This is a genomic window from Tateyamaria sp. LSS28 (genome assembly GCF_059611725.1).
The window spans coordinates 92,211-107,688 of the sequence record NZ_JCAPFI010000005.1; the positions used below are offsets into that span (position 1 = coordinate 92,211).

Sequence of the window (15,478 nt, forward strand, 5' to 3'; positions counted from 1 at the left end):
CTTATTGGGCGGCGACGGGTTCGTAGATGGATGCGGGCAGGTCATAGCCCCACATGCGGAAGCGTTCGGAATAGTGCGAGCGCACGCCTGTGGCCGTGAAGTGACCTATGATCTTGTTGTCGGGCGTGAGGCCCACGCGCTGGAAGCGGAACACTTCCTGCATGGAAATCACGTCGCCCTCCATGCCGGTGATCTCGGTGATCGACGTCATGCGGCGCGAGCCGTCCTGCAGACGCGAGGCCTGCACGATCAGGTTCACAGCCGAGGAGATTTGCGAGCGCACCGCCTTGAGCGGCATTTCGATCCCAGCCATGGCGATCATGTTTTCCAGGCGGCTGACCCCATCGCGGGCGGAGTTGGCGTGGATCGTGGTCATGGACCCGTCGTGGCCAGTGTTCATGGCCTGGAGCATGTCGATGACTTCCTCGCCTCGCGTTTCGCCCACGATGATGCGGTCGGGGCGCATACGCAGCGCGTTTTTCAGACAATCGCGTGGGGACACCTCGCCCTTGCCTTCGACGTTGGGCGGGCGGCTTTCCATCCGGCCCACATGGGTCTGTTGCAGCTGGAGTTCCGCCGTATCCTCGATTGTCAGGATACGTTCGGCATTGTCGATGAAGGACGACAGCGCATTCAGAGTGGTCGTTTTCCCGGACCCGGTACCGCCCGACACAATCACATTCAGCCGTGTGGCGACCGCAGCCTGCAGATAGGCGGCCATCTCTTCGGTGAAAGCACCGAAATTGACCAGGTCATCGATACCCAGCTTGTCTTTTTTGAACTTCCGGATGGAGACGAGGCTGCCGTCCACCGCGATGGGGGGCACCATGGCATTGAAACGCGAGCCGTCCTGCAAACGGGCGTCCACATAGGGGTTGGATTCGTCGACACGACGACCCACAGCGCTCACGATCTTGTCGATGATGCGCAGCAGGTGGCGTTCGTCCTTGAACGTGACATCGGTCAGTTCCAGCTTGCCCGACCGTTCAACAAAGATCTGCTGCGGGCCGTTGACCAGAATATCGTTGACGCTTTCGTCTTTCAAAAGCGTTTCAAGGGGCCCGAGCCCCGTCACTTCGTCAAACAGTTCCTGGTTGAGGGTCTGGCGATCCTCACGGTTCAGGATGATGTTCTTTTCCGTCAGAACCTCGGACGAAATGGCGCTGATTTCCTGGCGCAGGTCCTGTTCGGTCGCATGTTCGAGGGCCGCGAGGTTCAGGTTGTCCAGAAGCGCGCGGTGCAGTTCGAGTTTGATCTCGCCCATGCGTTCCTTACGCTTGCGTTCCTTGTCCATTGGAGTGACGGTCGCGGGCTGCGATGGGTTCGCCTTGCGCGCAATCTTGGGCTTCTCGTCGGCCTTGGGCAATTCCGCGACCTTTTCCGCCGGCGCTGCGACTGGCTTGGGTTCGGCCTTTTTGTACTTGGAAAACATCGAGGGATCCTCCGATTAACGGATCACGCCGCTTTGGCGTGGTCCTCGCTGAGTTCGTGGATGGATGCGGCCAGCTTGGCGATTTCGCGGCGCAGCGGGTTCTTGGTGGCCGAGCTTGCCAATGGTACGCCATGATCAGCGCCTTGGCTGATCGGCTTGCCACCATCCGGCAATTGCACCTCGACCGAAATGTCCAGACTTTCAGACAAGCGTTTGACCCTGGCTTTGCCGCCCAGATCGGTGAACTTCGGTGCACGGTTCAGCACGTAGCGCAGCTTTTCGATGGGCAGGTCTTCGGCTTGCAGGGCGCGTTTGAAACGCAGCGTGTTCTGGGCCGATCGCATATCCATCTCAAGCGTGGTGAAATAGAGGTGCGATGCGGTCAGTACGGTTTCTGTCCACTGGACGAGCGTCGAAGGCATATCAACTACGACATAGTCGAAATGCGCACGTGCCATTTCAATCACCCGGCTCACGTCTTCGGGTGCGACAAGATCCAGTGGGATCATGTCAGCCGGTGCCGTCAGCACCTGCAATTTTTCTTCGAATGTCAAAAGCGATTGGCCAAAGATTTCGTCGTCCATGCTTTCGGTGTCCGACAGCATTTCAAATACGGCTTCGCGCCGCGGCAGATCGAGATAGGTCGAGGCCGAGCCAAACTGAAAGTCAAGGTCCAACAAGCAGACTGAGGGTGTATCGCCGTCACACAGCAACGCCAATTCCCAAGCGAGGTTTACAGCCAGCGTCGTGGCGCCTGTCCCTCCGGCCACACCATGACACACAAAGATGGCACCTTGTTTATCCGCACCGGATTTGAGGTTTGCAGTCTTCTCATCATTGGCAGGCTGAGGTTGCCCACTGGATTTCAGGCGATCTATCGCTTGCTGTAATTCGCCTTCGGGAAGCGGGTAGGGGACAAACTCGTCAGCCCCTTGGCGCAGCAGCTGATGCAAGGATGCAGGCGTGACGTCTTCGGCGATCAGGATCACCTTTATGCCATGGGCTTTGGCTTGGGTGATGATCTCGCCCAGAAGAACGAGATTGTCTTCGTCTTCCTCATTCAGTGCCAGTGCCACAAATTCCATGGCTTCGGCATCGGGTTGATTAAAAAAGGCCAAGGCTTCGGCAAAACCAAGATCGCCCCAGGCTTCGCCCAATGCTTGCTCCATGTCCTCGATCAACAAGTCGAAATTCTGAACATCACGGCTGATGGTACAGGCCGTGATTGGTGCAGTTTCTGGTTGCGGCATTGCGCTGCTCATTGCCCACTCGTCCTTTGCTCAATGGGCGTGGCATCCGGTTTTGCCGTTTCGGCATGTGGATGCTGCGGCCCTCACCCGGTGCTTTTGCCGGGCATACGTGTCCTCAGGGGCAGTTGTCGCAACGAATTCAGGCGAGATTTGGGCCAAAAAGCTCCAATTGTTGGGTATCTCAGAACGATAAGGGGCCCGCAGACAGGATTGTCTGCGGGCCCCCTACGTAGATGGACAGGAGTTTTTCTACTGTTCGGTTCTGAGATCGGCGCCAGCTGTGCCGGTCAGCCCAGTGGGCGCTACAGCCGATTCAACATAGTCGCGATAGATGATTTGAGCATATTTACCATCCAGGACGGTGGGATGCGATTGTACGAACCCACTCACCTCTGTCACGGTGCGACGGTTGCGCCGTTCGCGGCCTTGGGTCACGATCAAAGGCTGGGTTTCGCCAAACGAAGCCACGGCCTCAAGGCGTGACCGGCTGATCCCTTGGGTGCTGAGGTATTGTACAACCGCGTTTGCGCGGGCAAGACCCAGACGTTTGTTATAGGCAGCGGATCCAACTGCATCCGTATGCCCATAAACGCGGAACCGGATCTCAGGGAATTGGCGGATCCAGATTGCCTGTTCTCTAAGAACATCACGTGCACCGGCATCAAGTTGCGAAGAGTTGAACGCAAAATTGACAGTTGTGCCGACCTCTGATGCGAAACGACGCGCCAGATCGAACGTGTACTGGCGTTCGCCCGTCAGGATCAGCGTATTGTTTGCCGTGGAGTTTCCAAACTGGCCCGTATCTACCACTGCACCCGCTTCGCGGTAGAACTGTGTATAGACGGGATCATTGGATGCTGTGCAGGCACCAAGGGCCAAACTGCTTGCCAATGCGACGGTGAAGATCGGTTTCATGATCCTGTCCTTAGTCCAACACGTATCCATATGAGCCGGAGAAGTCCTGCTTGGCAACCTCGCCTGCACCGCCCTGTTCGGGCGCTCGTGTGCCGGCGGCGGTCCGACCGAAGAGGAATAAGTCCCGCTCGCTTGGAGGTTTGATCCGATCCGTTGGCAGCGCCAGTGCATCGCCACGAACCGGAGAAACGAGGTGTGCGGTGATGATAATCACCAGTTCTGACTGGTCGCGCTGATAGGACGCTGACCGGAAGAGGGCGCCTAATACCGGCACATCACCGAGCCATGGCAGTTGCTGGTTCTCGTCGATAAAGTTGTCTTCGAGTAGACCAGCAATCGCAAAGCTTTCACCATCACGCAATTCGACCGTTGTCGCGGTTTCGCGGCGGCTGAATGCATCAATGGTGAAGCCATCGAAGGACAGGCCGTTGTTCGGGTCGATGTCGGACACGGCTGCTTCAAGTTCCAGGTTGATCAGATCCTTGTCGACAACCCGGGGGATAAAGCTCAGCTGGATACCGAAGGGTTTGAATTCAACGGTGATAACGCCGTCTTCCTGTGCAATCGGAACCGGATATTCACCACCGGCCAGAAAACGTGCCTCTTGACCTGATAGGGCAACGAGGTTTGGCTCAGCCAAAGTGCGCACAACCCCTTTGGTTTCAAGGGCTTCCAGCAAAAGGCCGACGCGTGTGCTTCCGGCATTGAAGCCAAAGACGATTGCGCCATTGTTTTCGTTGGTGGCTGGTACGAGGTTGTCCAGCGATCTTTGAAGCGCGCCTGAACCTACAGTTGTTCCACTGCCGCCGTTCACATCAATGTCGCCAGAGAACAGCGAACCGTTCAGTGACAGTGATGAGCTAAGTGACTTCGAGACGCTGCGGTTCATTTCAGCAAAGCGCACCTTCAACAGCACTTGCTGGATGCCACCGACGCTCATCAGGTTGCTGACGCGTCCTTCGGCGTAGCGTTCCGCCAGATCCAGGGCCCGCTGCAGGCGCGCGCTGGACGATACTATGCCGGACAATACGATACCGTCATTGGCGGTCCGCACTTCAATCTTCTCGCCGGGCAAGATTTGGCGTAGCCGTTCTTTGAATTCAGAGATGTCTGCCGACACACGCACGTTTACGTTCGTGATCAGTCGACCGTTTGCATCCAGCAGAGTGAGCGTGGTCAAGCCCGGTGCCTTGCCCAAGACATAGATTGTCTTGTCGCTGAGCGATGAGATATCTGCGATCGCCGGGTTGGCGATACTCAGTTCGGCGAATGCTGTTTCGCTTTCGACCACGACCGCGCGGTTCATCGGCACGCTCAGGGTCGAATCTGTGGACTTGCGTACCACCCGCAAGTTTTCTGCCTGCGCCACTTCTACAATGGGGCCTGCAGCAAAACACAGCCCCAGGAGGGCCGCCTTGAAGAATCCGTCAATTTTCATGTGACCTGCCTTTTTGATCACGCCTCAATGCCGGGTCTTGATGCCCGTGATGCTTGATACCATGCGGCAGTTTAGATTTTTTTGCAAGAATCAATGGGTTCAGGTGATTCTTTTATGTGGATAACTGGCAACAGAAGGTAAAGTTAAAAACCGGCGCCACAAGAGGTGACGCCGGTGTAAGTGATTGAAATGGGGGCAATCAGTTGGTGCAGGGGATCGGAATTTGTACGACGTCCGCGCCGCGGCGCGTCCGGATCGAACAGGTCTTTTCTTCTTCTACTTCGACCTTCACGGCTTTGCTTTCGATGCCAAGAAGGGCGCGTTGATCCACTTCGATGGCACCTGCGACGGTGTCGTCCTCGGCTCCGACGAGGGACAGTGAAAGGCGTCCAGTGGATTGTGCCTGAGCCAGCTTAGCTACTTGTGCCGGGGCGACGGCGACCGTCACGGTCTGCGCAATGACCGTGCCATCGACGTCTCCGGCAGCGTTCTGGTCAATGGCAATCAATTTGATGGCGGGCTGGATCAGCTTGGTGACTTCGCCGCGGCTTTGATCCAGGGTTCTGTCGACTCGACCGGTCCAATATACATCCACTCGGTCACCAGGGCGCAGGAATCCGGAAACACCGGTTGCAACGTCGACTCGAATGGCAAATGCGCGCATGCCGCGCTCAAGACGAGATGTCAGGCCGGCTTCTTCACCAGGTTCCGTCACTTTGACGGCAAGGACCGCCTCGTGCTTCTCCATTGTTCGGAGAACAACGCGATTTTCGGTCACGCCGTCGGGAAAGAGAGGGTTGTCTTCGGTAAACGCGCCTTCGGGCACGGACGTTTCGGGCCAATCCACGGCACGCACATCTTCAGCAGTTAGCGCTTCACCGTACTTTAGTTGACGGTCCGCGACATAGACCGGAATCGTCGGTACGATTTTCTCGCGTTGGGCGCGTTCGGCGGCCAAGGCCACCTGATACTTCCCGATATAGTTTTTGGCCATGTAAACAGCCCCGCCCGCCAGCGCGATGCCCGCGAGCAAGACCAATCCGAATACCAGTCGCATTTCATTACCTCATTGCTTGGGCTCCTACTCCGGAACGGGCGGAACCTCTTGCGACTTTATTAACGGAAGAATGTGGCGATTTCTGGGAAGGGGTGAGGAAGGCACGAGGCATTCAGGTCGGTATTTGTTTAAAAAAGCAAAGGCCCGGCGCGCATATAGCGGCCGGGCCTTTGACCATAAACGGCTTCTTGTGCTGGACTATTCCCCAGCGAAGAAGTGAGCATCAAAGAATGTTCCGACATTGCCTGCCAGCGTTAATGCGCCAGATTGCATGGTGGTGACGATGAGAATTGCCAAGCCGACGACTGCCGCGCACAGAACAACCCAATCGACTGTCACTGCACCGCGTTCACTGCGTCCGAAGTTTTTCAGGAACTGGATCATCATCAACCTCTACACATGCTCGAATGACTTCAATTAAAATAGGGGCCGCGTCCGGTTGCGGTCACGGCCCCTTTGTTCAGACGATTACGCCGGAACTATTATTCGCCAGCAGGTGCGCCGATCGAACCAACAGTTTGCTCACCCAAGAACGTCTCGGTGGCGGCTGTCAGGTCTTCTGCACCGGACTGGATCGAAGTGTAGGCTGCGATCGCCAGGCCAACAACGGCTGCGGTCAGAACAACCCAGTCAACAGTCACGGCACCGTTTTCGTCTTTGCGGAAGTTTTTGATAAATTTGATCATGATAGTGTCCCTCCAAAGGATCAGTAGATTTACATTAACCTCGCCGTCCTTTGTGAGCCGCTCTCTCTCATTGGCCCGTGTCCGACTTGGTATGCCGCTATATAGTCGGGGGATTGGGGCACGAATTTGACGGCAAATTGAGGATTTCACGTCTCGGTTAGACTTTTTCGAAGTGTTTTTTTAAGCTGTTGTTTTTTAAGGGATAATTTTTGAGGGCGACCTGCAATTGGTGTAATTTTCGTTAATCGGCATGGCAAATGTGGCAGCTTTGCCATTTTTTCGCGGTGCAGACTGGCCTGAAACCCGGATTTTTGCGATAATTTTAGAAAGCTGGCCAAAGAGCGGGCGCAAAAGTGAGAGCAGTTTCATGGTTCGTTTGTCTGTAATGCTTCTGGCAGCGCTTGCACTGATGTGTGGCAATGCATTTGCTGATGATCCGCCGCCCTTCAAAGATTTCTCTGCCAAGCGCGTGAAACCGCCACAGCCGGGAACTAAGAAACGGATCACGGTGCAGATCGACCCCGAAGCGCCAGCGACCGAAGCAAGTGTGCCTGAAGCATCCGATGTTGCCACCGCCCCCAAGACGCCAACTACGCGCTTTGATTGGTTCTGGCAGGACATCTCGCCCGAGATGGACAAGGCGGGCCCTGGCCGTTTGGATGAGGCGCTGAGAGCGCTGGCCCGGGCGGAACAGCCGGTTCCTGTGCCGCGCCTGCAACAAATGCAAGCCTTGGCCCAGGCGCAGGGCATCGACATTCTCAAGGCAACCATCGGCACGGATGTCTCGCCTGCTTTGGTGCTGGCCGTAATGATGGTGGAATCTGCGGGCAAGGCGGATGCGCTGAGCGGGGCAGGGGCGCAGGGCTTGATGCAGTTGATGCCCGATACGGCCGCGCGTTTCGGGGTGCAGGACAGTTTTGTCCCCGCCGAGAACATTGCAGGTGGTGTCAAATACCTGGATTGGCTGATGGATACGTTTGAACGTGATCCTGTGCTTGTGCTTGCAGGGTACAATGCGGGCGAGGGGTCTGTACGGACCCATCAGGGTGTTCCACCCTTTGCAGAGACGCGGGATTACGTGCCCAAGGTGCTGGCGACATTTCAGGTCGCGAAGGGCCTGTGCGTGACGCCCCCGGAACTCGTTACAGACGGGTGTGTGTTTGCGGCATTGAACTGACATGCTGGAACCGGGCAAAAAGCCTGCCCGTATTATCTAGTGCAAATCTGTACTGTCAGACATTAAACGCGTCGGCCCAATCGGGGTGCATTGCCCGCTGGGCATTCACGAACGGACAGAGAGGGACAATCCTCCATCCTTCCGCCCGTGCATCTTCGACGAGCCTTTTCACCAGCGCTTGCCCGGCGCCGGTGCCACGCATGACATCTGGTACACCTGTATGATCCGCAATCCTCGTCTGAGGCGACAGGATCGAATAGGTCATTTCCGCCTCTGCGCCATCACGGGTCAGGACATATCGGCCTTTTGACCCATCTTCTTCCCGGAGAATGTCAAACTCAGACAAGGGTCGCTTGGGTGGCGGCGCGCAATTCGTCCTCGGTGACGCCTTCGGCAACCTCGACGATCTTTAGGCCACCATCAACCACATCCAGTACACCAAGGTTCGTGATGATGCGATCAACAACGCCTTTCCCTGTAAGCGGGAGCGTGCATTCCTTGAGCACTTTGCTGTCGCCATGTTTATTAGTGTGATCCATGACCACCACAACACGACCGACGCCAGCAACAAGGTCCATGGCGCCGCCCATACCCTTGACCAGTTTGCCGGGGATCATCCAGTTGGCCAGGTCGCCGTTTTCGTCGACTTCCATTGCGCCAAGGATCGCCATGGCGATCTTGCCGCCCCGGATCATGCCAAAGCTTTGCGCGCTGTCGAAATACGCGGTCTGAGGTAGTTCGGTAATTGTTTGCTTGCCTGCGTTGATCAGATCGGCGTCCTCTTCTCCCTCAATGGGGAAGGGGCCCATGCCAAGCATGCCATTTTCGGACTGCAAAGTAACCTCGATCCCGTCGGGGATATAGTTCGACACCAGGGTGGGAATCCCAATCCCGAGGTTCACATACCAGCCATCTTCAAGTTCCTGCGCGGCGCGCGCCGCCATTTGGTTGCGATCCCAGGGCATCGATTGTCCTTATTCACTATTCGTCGGTGAGTGCCGCGCCAGCGGGCACGTCAATGGTAACAAAGCTTCCTGCGGCGCCACGACCCAGGTGCAATGTACCTTCTAGCCCTTCGATTAGACCAGACACAATACGGCCTCCGACAGTCTTGCTGTCGGGCCATTCCATATCTGCCGGAATGCCCACACCGTCGTCGGCCACGATCAGACGCAGGCCACCGGCGCTCAGCCTGCTCATCCGCACCTCGACCAAACCCATGTCGATGCGATCAAAGGCGTGTTGAAATGCGTTTGTGAGCAGTTCGGACAGGACCAAACCGACACGCGTCGCTGTTTCGATCGGCACTTCCAGCGATTCAATCTGCAGCGATACCCGGATGCCGGAGCGCCCTTCGATATGCGCGATGGCGGCTGACAGGCGGGACAGGTAGCTGCCCATCTGTATGCGGTCGCGGTTGGATTGCTGATCGCTAAGCTTCATTTCTTCGTAGAGCAGCTGGAGCGTTTCAATCCGGCGGCTGAGCGCTGCAAAATCCTCTGGTACAGACGTGGATCCGGATTGCTGGCGGATCATGCCGATGATCATTGAAAGGTCAGAGGCAACGCGGTTCTGAATTTCGATCAGTTGCGCATTTACTTCCTCGGCGCTGCTCGCCATCTCATTTTGACGCAGCTCTTTCTGGATACCCACGAAGTACTGGGTTTCGCCGCGTGAATCATGAACGGGTGCAACGATAAGACGGTTGGTGAAAGGATCGCCATTTGCGCGGTAGTTGAGAATGTCAACGGTGACGCTTTCTTCGGATTCGACGCCCGCGCGCAACTTGTCCACATCAGATTTGAGTGTTCCCTCACCCTGAAGGAAACGACAGTTGCGCCCAATTGATGCAGATCGCGCATATCCAGTGCAACGGGTGAATGCCTGGTTCACGTAGACAATTGGATTGTCTTCGAGGTGCGGATTGGTCACCACCATGGCAACCTGTGCACGCGAAAACCCATCAAAGGATTTGTCGTCCTGCAGTAGTTCTTCGATGGTGTCAGGCATGGCCTGGTTCCTCACGCGGCGCGCGTTGTCCGTTGTTCGATGCGCTTTTCATGTTCGCCCTGAAACAGGCGGTGGACATAGATACCAGGTAGGTGGATTACGTCAGGGTCAAGGCTGCCGGTCGGAACAATCTCTTCCACCTCTGCGATACAGACCTTGCCACACATTGCAGCGGGCGGGTTGAAGTTACGGGCCGTCTTGCGGAACACGAGGTTGCCCGTTTCATCGGCCTTCCAGGCTTTGACGATGGAAAGGTCGGCAAAAATGCCTTCTTCCATAATGTATGTTTCGCCGCCGAAGTCCTTGTGTTCCTTACCTTCGGCGATGACGGTTCCGACACCAGTTTTGGTATAAAACCCGGGAATGCCGCAACCGCCAGCGCGCATGCGCTCGGCCAGTGTGCCTTGGGGGTTGAACTCAAGCTCAAGCTCGCCGGACAGGTATTGGCGCATGAACTCAGCGTTTTCGCCCACATAGGACGAGATCATTTTTTTGACCTGGCGTGTCTGCAAAAGGATGCCAATGCCGAAATCATCCACACCGGCATTGTTTGACGCAAAGGTCAGGTCCTTGGTGCCCGCATCCTTGATTGCGTCCAACAGAAGCTCGGGAATGCCGCACAGACCAAATCCCCCCGCCGCAATGAACATGCCGTCAAATAAAAGCCCATCCAACGCTTCAGAAGCTGAGCCGTAAATCTTCTTCATGTTATTCCCCAAGAGAGCCCGTGGGAGGGCAGTCGCACTGGGTTCAGTATGTGAATGTATGCACTGTCAAAGTCAACGAAGAGGGGAGCGTGCGCGATATATTACACCATGCTGGCAACTCTCCGGAATGGTGATGTGGAATAATTCACAATCGCGCCGATGGAACTTGTAATTGCGGACTTGTCCTAGGGCTGATCAAGCGCGTCCGGGGTGAACCGGGCGCGCTGTGTTCTTGTCGCCAATTACGAGTTTTCAAACACCCAGTTTGTCTGGATAGCACCATCTACATCACCACGGACGGGAACATCCGGTGGGAAGGTGTAGGTCATCGCTGCGGAAGACGTGACTGCCCCAAACACCAGGGCAAGTGCGACACCAGTTGCAATGATCGAGCGTTTCATGGTCGTTTCCTTTGCTACGATTCTCGCAGTTGTTGATGCGATTATCGTAGTATTTAGGAAGCCCCCTTGCAGGTTCAAGAGGTCTGCGCAATTTTTAGGGATGACCAAGGAACACGAACTTCTGCGCCACGTGAAAACGGTGATGCGCGTCATGCTGATCAGTGAGCGGACCGGGCCCGAGCATCAGCACATCATCAAGTTCAATCCATTGGACTTTCACACGCTGGGCATGGTGCGCGCTGATCCGGGTGTGCGTGCATCTGTTGTGGCCGGATCACTCGGTATCGCAGCGACCACGGCCAGCAGCGTGATTGGGCGCCTGATCAATCGCGGTTGGATTGAACGCAGGCAATGCACCGGAGACAGACGCGCATATCAGTTAACCCTGACGCCCGAGGGTCAGGTGATTGCGGATGCCATCCATGATCAGGACCTGACAGACATGGGAATCTTTTTATCTGCCCTGACAGTCACAGAGCAGGACGAGTTGATCAGGCTCCTCGGCAAGGTCGCTGACCGTGTCGAGGCGCTGGAAATCAAGGACTGAGATCAGGCGCTTTTCTTGGCCGTTTTCTTTTTCGGAGCAGCCTTTTTGCGCGTGGTCTTCTTCTTGGGTGCCTTTTCTGCGATCAATTGAACGGCCATATCCATGGTCACGTTTTCTGGCTCGGTCCCTTTGGGTATCGTGGCGTTGACCTTGCCCCATTTGACGTAAGGGCCGTACTTGCCCTTCATCACGTTGACCGGTCCGCCTTCATCCGGGTGTTCGCCCAATTCGTGCAACGGTTTTGCAGCGGCACCACGCCCGCCCCGACTAGCCACCTTTTCGGCCAGCAATTGGACTGCACGGTTCATGCCGACGGTCCACACTTCATCAATGCTTTCGAGATTTGCATTGGTGCCGCCGCGATCAGACGTGCTTTCCGCATGTTTCAGATACGGACCATAGCGCCCGATATTGGCCCAGACCATAATCCCGTCTTCGGGGTGTGGCCCCAGTTCGCGGGGCAGGGACAGCAGCATGACCGCACGGTCCAGCTCCAGTTCCTCGGGCGTCCAATCCTTGGGGATCGACTGGCGTGGTGGTTTTTTATTTTCTTCAGTGATCGCTCCGCGTTGCACGTAAGGTCCGAAGCGACCTTTGAATATGCGGATTTCGTCACCGTGATCTTCACCCAGCAGCTTGCCCTCGGGCGGGATGGCACTGGCTTCGGCTTCTGGATCCGGCGGGCCAAACGGGCGGGTGTAACGGCATTCGGGATAGTTCGAACAGCCGATAAATGCGCCACCCGAACGTGCAGTGCGCATCGAAAGACGGCCAAGTCCGCAATTCGGACACAGGCGTGGATCGCCTCCATCTTCCAATGGTGGGAACAGATGCGGTTCCAGTACCTCGTTGATCTTTTCCAGCACATCCGTGATGCGCAGTTCGGATGTCTCGGCAATTGCAGCTGAAAAATCCTGCCAAAAGCGACCCAAGACATCCTTGTAATTCCGGTCCCCTGCGCTGACGTCGTCCAGCTCTTCCTCAAGCCCGGCAGTAAAGTTGTAGCCGACATATTTGCGGAAGTAGTTTTCGAGGAAGGCGATCACCAACCGCCCCTTGTCTTCTGGGATCAGGCGGTTGCGATCCTTGCGGACGTATTCGCGGTCCTGGATCGTGGTCACGATGCTGGCATAGGTCGATGGGCGGCCGATCCCCAACTCTTCCATGCGCTTAACCAGCGTCGCCTCGGTATAGCGGGGCGGGGGCTGGGTGAAATGCTGCTCGGGCGTGACCGTGCGCTTGTCGGCGCTTTCGCCTTCGCTCAGCTGTGGCAGGCGCTTGTCGTCATCATCCACAACATCATCATCGCGGCCCTCTTCGTAGACGCGCAGGAAGCCATCGAACAGAACAACCTGACCGGTGGATCGTAGCACGACCTGACCATCATCACTGCCGATCTCGACCGTGGTGCGTTCCAACCGTGCGCCTTCCATCTGGCAGGCGAGGGTCCGTTTCCAGATCAGGTCATAGAGTTTGCGCTGATCATCGTCGGTGATTTTAAGGCTGGCCGCGTCGCGCGCCATATCAGTGGGCCGGATACACTCGTGGGCTTCCTGGGCATTTTTGGCCTTGTTTTTGTACATGCGCGGTTGGGCGGGCACGTATTCAGCGCCATAGCGATCTTTGATCGCGTCCCGAGCGTTTTGCACGGCTTCGGGCGCCATATCGATGCCGTCTGTCCGCATATAGGTAATGTAGCCCGCCTCATAGAGCCGCTGGGCCGACGACATACACTGTCGTGCGCCCATACCGAATTTGCGGCTGGCTTCCTGTTGCAGGGTCGACGTCATGAACGGGGCTGACGGGTTGCGGGAGGCGGGTTTTGCCTCGACCGACTGGATTTTCAGGTCGCGGCTGGTGATAGCCTGCTGGGCCATTTCCGCCTGCGTCTGGTTCTCCAGATCGTATTTCTCGAGCTTCTTGCCTGCCAGATTGACGAGGCGCGCCTCGTATTCCTGTCCCCGCGGGGACGCAAGAACGGCTTTGATGGACCAGTATTCTCGGGCACGAAATGCTTCGATCTCCATCTCGCGTTCGGTGATGAGGCGCAGGCAAACAGATTGAACGCGCCCAGCGGATTTGGCACCGGGCAGCTTGCGCCACAGAACCGGCGACAGGTTGAAGCCGACCAGATAGTCGAGCGCGCGGCGCGCCAGATACGCTTCTACCAGTGGCATATCGACCTGACGCGCATTCTGCATCGCTTCGGTCACGGCGGTCTTTGTGATGGCGTTGAACGTGACGCGTTTGACGTCCGTGTCCTTCTTGATCGACTTGCGCTTGGTCAGCGCCTCTTGCAGGTGCCAACTAATTGCTTCGCCTTCGCGGTCGGGGTCGGTTGCGAGGATCAGGGCGTTGTCGTCCTTCAGCGCGTCCGCGATGGCTTTCATGTGTTTTTTACTGTCGGAGGCCACTTCCCACAGCATTTCGAATTCATTGTCTGGGTCGACGGATCCGTCCTTGGGTGGCAGGTCGCGCACGTGTCCGTAGCTGGCCAGAACGGTATAGTCGTCGCCCAGATACTTATTGATCGTCTTGGCTTTGGCAGGGGATTCAACAACGACGACAGGCATGTACTGGGGTGACCTCAAACGGGATAATTTGCTGCTCTATGGCGGCGCAACATGTGGGGTGCAAGTCCCGAATGTCAACATGGTCCAACGGGGTGCGGTCAACTGGCGCGGGTCAGAAGGCCACCCGGGGCGCGATCAATGACGCCATCAAGCTCGAGTTCCACAAGCACCGGTGCGACAGCCGCTGAAGGTGCACCAAGGTCCCGGATCAACTGATCTTCGGCCAAGGGGGAGGGGCCGAGGCGCGATAGAATCTGCTGGTGCAGCGCCGCCGTTTCTTGAAGTGTGCGGCGGTCCTTGGGAGCCCTTGTCGGTGCTTGCATCGGCAGTTCTGGTGCAGCAGCGGGTGCGATCGGCACCAACGCCTCAAGCACATCGGACGCGTTACGCACCAATGTCGCCCCATCACGGATCAGCATATTGCACCCTGATGCGCGCGCATCCATGGGATGACCCGGCACCGCGAGAACGTCACGGCCCAGATCAAGCGCATCCCGCGCTGTAATCAGGCTGCCGGACTTGGCCGCTGCTTCAACGACAATAGTGGCTTGGGCCAGGCCCGAGATGATGCGGTTTCTGGCGGGAAAATGCCGCGCCATCGGCTGAAGGCCAATGGGCTGCTCGCTGATGCGTGCGCCCTTGGCGGCAATATCTTCTGCCAGAGTAGTGTTTTCGGCTGGGTAGATCGTATCAACGCCACCTGCCTGCACGGCAATAGTGCCAGTTGTCAGTGCGGCGAGATGCGCAGAGGCGTCGATACCGCGCGCAAGCCCAGAAACCACGACATACCCCTCGGCGCCCAAATCACGAGCCAATGATCGTGCCATGCGGGTGCCGAGCGAGGACGCGTTCCGTGCGCCCACAAGCGCAATCATCGGCTTTTTCAGCAGCGATGTTTCGCCCAGCACCCAGAGGAATGGCGGCGCATCGCTCAGCTCCTTCAAGGGAGCAGGATAGTCAGAGCTGCCGAACGCTACGAGCCGTGCGCCGATGGCGCGAGCGGCCTTCAGTTCGCCGTGCACGACACCTTCGGGACAAACTTGGTAATTCTCAACGCCGGCGGCGCGCGCTACCTGGGGCAGCGCGGCCAGCGCGTTTTGCGCGGTGCCGTGTTCAATCAGCAGGCGTTTATACGTTGAAATGCCGACCCGGCGTGAGCGCAACAGACGGAGACGGGCAAACTGGTCATCTTCCGAGGTGGGTGGGAGTGGGGGGTGAGTGGAAGAAGGATGGGTATCCTTTTCAGTCATCCGAGGCTCCGTCCGTTGCTGAGAACGTTGTAGAA

16 protein-coding genes are annotated in these 15,478 nt (G+C 57.0%); 2 read left to right on the forward strand and 14 right to left on the reverse strand.

Translation table 11 applies throughout. From position 1 onward, the window contains the following. Nucleotide 1: 1 nt before the first annotated feature. The 7 genes from AC53L6_RS16100 to AC53L6_RS16130 all read right to left on the reverse strand — a co-directional run bounded on the left by AC53L6_RS16100 (nt 2) and on the right by AC53L6_RS16130 (nt 6,778). The gene (locus AC53L6_RS16100; protein WP_299208966.1) at nt 2–1,432 is read right to left on the reverse strand and encodes a TadA family conjugal transfer-associated ATPase; all 1,431 of its coding nucleotides are present in this window, start codon (nt 1,430–1,432) and stop codon (nt 2–4) included. 23 nt (nt 1,433–1,455) lie between these two features. Next, the gene (locus tag AC53L6_RS16105) at nt 1,456–2,694 is read right to left on the reverse strand and encodes a CpaE/TadZ family protein (protein ID WP_299703470.1); all 1,239 of its coding nucleotides are present in this window, start codon (nt 2,692–2,694) and stop codon (nt 1,456–1,458) included. A 237-nt stretch (nt 2,695–2,931) separates the two neighbouring features. Continuing rightward, nucleotides 2,932–3,597 (reverse strand): OmpA family protein, encoded by a 666-nt coding sequence (locus tag AC53L6_RS16110; RefSeq protein WP_299748119.1) that lies wholly within the window; start codon nt 3,595–3,597, stop codon nt 2,932–2,934. Nucleotides 3,598–3,607: 10 nt separating this feature from the next. Beyond that, the gene (locus AC53L6_RS16115) at nt 3,608–5,035 is read right to left on the reverse strand and encodes a type II and III secretion system protein family protein (RefSeq protein ID WP_299208974.1); all 1,428 of its coding nucleotides are present in this window, start codon (nt 5,033–5,035) and stop codon (nt 3,608–3,610) included. 199 nt (nt 5,036–5,234) lie between these two features. Beyond that, nucleotides 5,235–6,092 carry a Flp pilus assembly protein CpaB gene (cpaB, locus tag AC53L6_RS16120; RefSeq protein ID WP_299772084.1) on the reverse strand — a complete coding sequence of 286 codons (858 nt, stop codon included), beginning with the start codon at nt 6,090–6,092 and terminating at the stop codon, nt 5,235–5,237. Between the two features lie 198 nt (nt 6,093–6,290). Beyond that, nucleotides 6,291–6,479 carry a hypothetical protein gene (locus AC53L6_RS16125; protein WP_366523111.1) on the reverse strand — a complete coding sequence of 63 codons (189 nt, stop codon included), beginning with the start codon at nt 6,477–6,479 and terminating at the stop codon, nt 6,291–6,293. Between the two features lie 95 nt (nt 6,480–6,574). After that, nucleotides 6,575–6,778: a Flp family type IVb pilin gene (locus tag AC53L6_RS16130; RefSeq protein ID WP_299208980.1), complete on the reverse strand. Its 204-nt coding sequence runs from the start codon at nt 6,776–6,778 to the stop codon at nt 6,575–6,577. Between the two features lie 367 nt (nt 6,779–7,145). Between AC53L6_RS16130 and AC53L6_RS16135 the strand changes: the two genes are divergently transcribed. Further along, nucleotides 7,146–7,955 carry a lytic transglycosylase domain-containing protein gene (locus AC53L6_RS16135; RefSeq protein ID WP_496908599.1) on the forward strand — a complete coding sequence of 270 codons (810 nt, stop codon included), beginning with the start codon at nt 7,146–7,148 and terminating at the stop codon, nt 7,953–7,955. Nucleotides 7,956–8,010: 55 nt separating this feature from the next. On the opposite strand, the gene AC53L6_RS16140 is transcribed toward AC53L6_RS16135, so the two are convergent. The 5 genes from AC53L6_RS16140 to AC53L6_RS16160 all read right to left on the reverse strand — a co-directional run bounded on the left by AC53L6_RS16140 (nt 8,011) and on the right by AC53L6_RS16160 (nt 11,073). Next, nucleotides 8,011–8,301 (reverse strand): GNAT family N-acetyltransferase, encoded by a 291-nt coding sequence (locus AC53L6_RS16140; protein WP_299208983.1) that lies wholly within the window; start codon nt 8,299–8,301, stop codon nt 8,011–8,013. Continuing rightward, nucleotides 8,294–8,920, reverse strand: coding sequence for a 3-oxoacid CoA-transferase subunit B (locus AC53L6_RS16145; protein ID WP_496908600.1), 627 nt, complete (start codon nt 8,918–8,920; stop codon nt 8,294–8,296). Before AC53L6_RS16145 ends, AC53L6_RS16140 begins: the two co-directional genes overlap by 8 nt. A gap of 16 nt (nt 8,921–8,936) precedes the next feature. Continuing rightward, complete coding sequence (locus AC53L6_RS16150; RefSeq protein WP_299208988.1) at nt 8,937–9,965, reverse strand: PAS domain-containing protein; 1,029 nt, start codon at nt 9,963–9,965, stop codon at nt 8,937–8,939. A gap of 11 nt (nt 9,966–9,976) precedes the next feature. Further along, on the reverse strand, nt 9,977–10,672 hold the full coding sequence (locus AC53L6_RS16155; protein WP_299703460.1) for a CoA transferase subunit A: 696 nt from the start codon (nt 10,670–10,672) through the stop codon (nt 9,977–9,979). Between the two features lie 242 nt (nt 10,673–10,914). After that, the gene (locus tag AC53L6_RS16160) at nt 10,915–11,073 is read right to left on the reverse strand and encodes a hypothetical protein (RefSeq protein WP_299748126.1); all 159 of its coding nucleotides are present in this window, start codon (nt 11,071–11,073) and stop codon (nt 10,915–10,917) included. A 100-nt stretch (nt 11,074–11,173) separates the two neighbouring features. Here AC53L6_RS16160 and AC53L6_RS16165 point away from each other — a divergent pair, with 100 nt between their 5' ends. Then, nucleotides 11,174–11,620, forward strand: a complete 447-nt coding sequence (locus AC53L6_RS16165) for a MarR family winged helix-turn-helix transcriptional regulator (RefSeq protein ID WP_299208996.1) — start codon at nt 11,174–11,176, stop codon at nt 11,618–11,620. A gap of 2 nt (nt 11,621–11,622) precedes the next feature. Here the strand turns inward: AC53L6_RS16165 and topA are convergent, their stop codons facing one another. Then, nucleotides 11,623–14,193 carry a type I DNA topoisomerase gene (gene topA / locus AC53L6_RS16170; RefSeq protein WP_496908601.1) on the reverse strand — a complete coding sequence of 857 codons (2,571 nt, stop codon included), beginning with the start codon at nt 14,191–14,193 and terminating at the stop codon, nt 11,623–11,625. A gap of 98 nt (nt 14,194–14,291) precedes the next feature. Next, nucleotides 14,292–15,443: a DNA-processing protein DprA gene (gene dprA, locus AC53L6_RS16175; protein ID WP_496908602.1), complete on the reverse strand. Its 1,152-nt coding sequence runs from the start codon at nt 15,441–15,443 to the stop codon at nt 14,292–14,294. Nucleotides 15,444–15,478: the final 35 nt, after the last annotated feature.

What these genes read in the sequence shown, in the direction of transcription:
- AC53L6_RS16100 (WP_299208966.1), bottom strand. Translation starts at nt 1,432, where the DNA reads ATGTTTTCCAAGTACAAAAAGGCCGAACCCAAGCCAGTCGCAGCGCCG.
- AC53L6_RS16105 (WP_299703470.1), bottom strand. Translation starts at nt 2,694, where the DNA reads ATGAGCAGCGCAATGCCGCAACCAGAAACTGCACCAATCACGGCCTGT.
- AC53L6_RS16110 (WP_299748119.1), bottom strand. Translation starts at nt 3,597, where the DNA reads ATGAAACCGATCTTCACCGTCGCATTGGCAAGCAGTTTGGCCCTTGGT.
- AC53L6_RS16115 (WP_299208974.1), bottom strand. Translation starts at nt 5,035, where the DNA reads ATGAAAATTGACGGATTCTTCAAGGCGGCCCTCCTGGGGCTGTGTTTT.
- cpaB (WP_299772084.1), bottom strand. Translation starts at nt 6,092, where the DNA reads ATGCGACTGGTATTCGGATTGGTCTTGCTCGCGGGCATCGCGCTGGCG.
- AC53L6_RS16125 (WP_366523111.1), bottom strand. Translation starts at nt 6,479, where the DNA reads ATGATGATCCAGTTCCTGAAAAACTTCGGACGCAGTGAACGCGGTGCA.
- AC53L6_RS16130 (WP_299208980.1), bottom strand. Translation starts at nt 6,778, where the DNA reads ATGATCAAATTTATCAAAAACTTCCGCAAAGACGAAAACGGTGCCGTG.
- AC53L6_RS16135 (WP_496908599.1), top strand. Translation starts at nt 7,146, where the DNA reads ATGGTTCGTTTGTCTGTAATGCTTCTGGCAGCGCTTGCACTGATGTGT.
- AC53L6_RS16145 (WP_496908600.1), bottom strand. Translation starts at nt 8,920, where the DNA reads ATGCCCTGGGATCGCAACCAAATGGCGGCGCGCGCCGCGCAGGAACTT.
- AC53L6_RS16150 (WP_299208988.1), bottom strand. Translation starts at nt 9,965, where the DNA reads ATGCCTGACACCATCGAAGAACTACTGCAGGACGACAAATCCTTTGAT.
- AC53L6_RS16155 (WP_299703460.1), bottom strand. Translation starts at nt 10,672, where the DNA reads ATGAAGAAGATTTACGGCTCAGCTTCTGAAGCGTTGGATGGGCTTTTA.
- AC53L6_RS16160 (WP_299748126.1), bottom strand. Translation starts at nt 11,073, where the DNA reads ATGAAACGCTCGATCATTGCAACTGGTGTCGCACTTGCCCTGGTGTTT.
- AC53L6_RS16165 (WP_299208996.1), top strand. Translation starts at nt 11,174, where the DNA reads ATGACCAAGGAACACGAACTTCTGCGCCACGTGAAAACGGTGATGCGC.
- topA (WP_496908601.1), bottom strand. Translation starts at nt 14,193, where the DNA reads ATGCCTGTCGTCGTTGTTGAATCCCCTGCCAAAGCCAAGACGATCAAT.
- dprA (WP_496908602.1), bottom strand. Translation starts at nt 15,443, where the DNA reads ATGACTGAAAAGGATACCCATCCTTCTTCCACTCACCCCCCACTCCCA.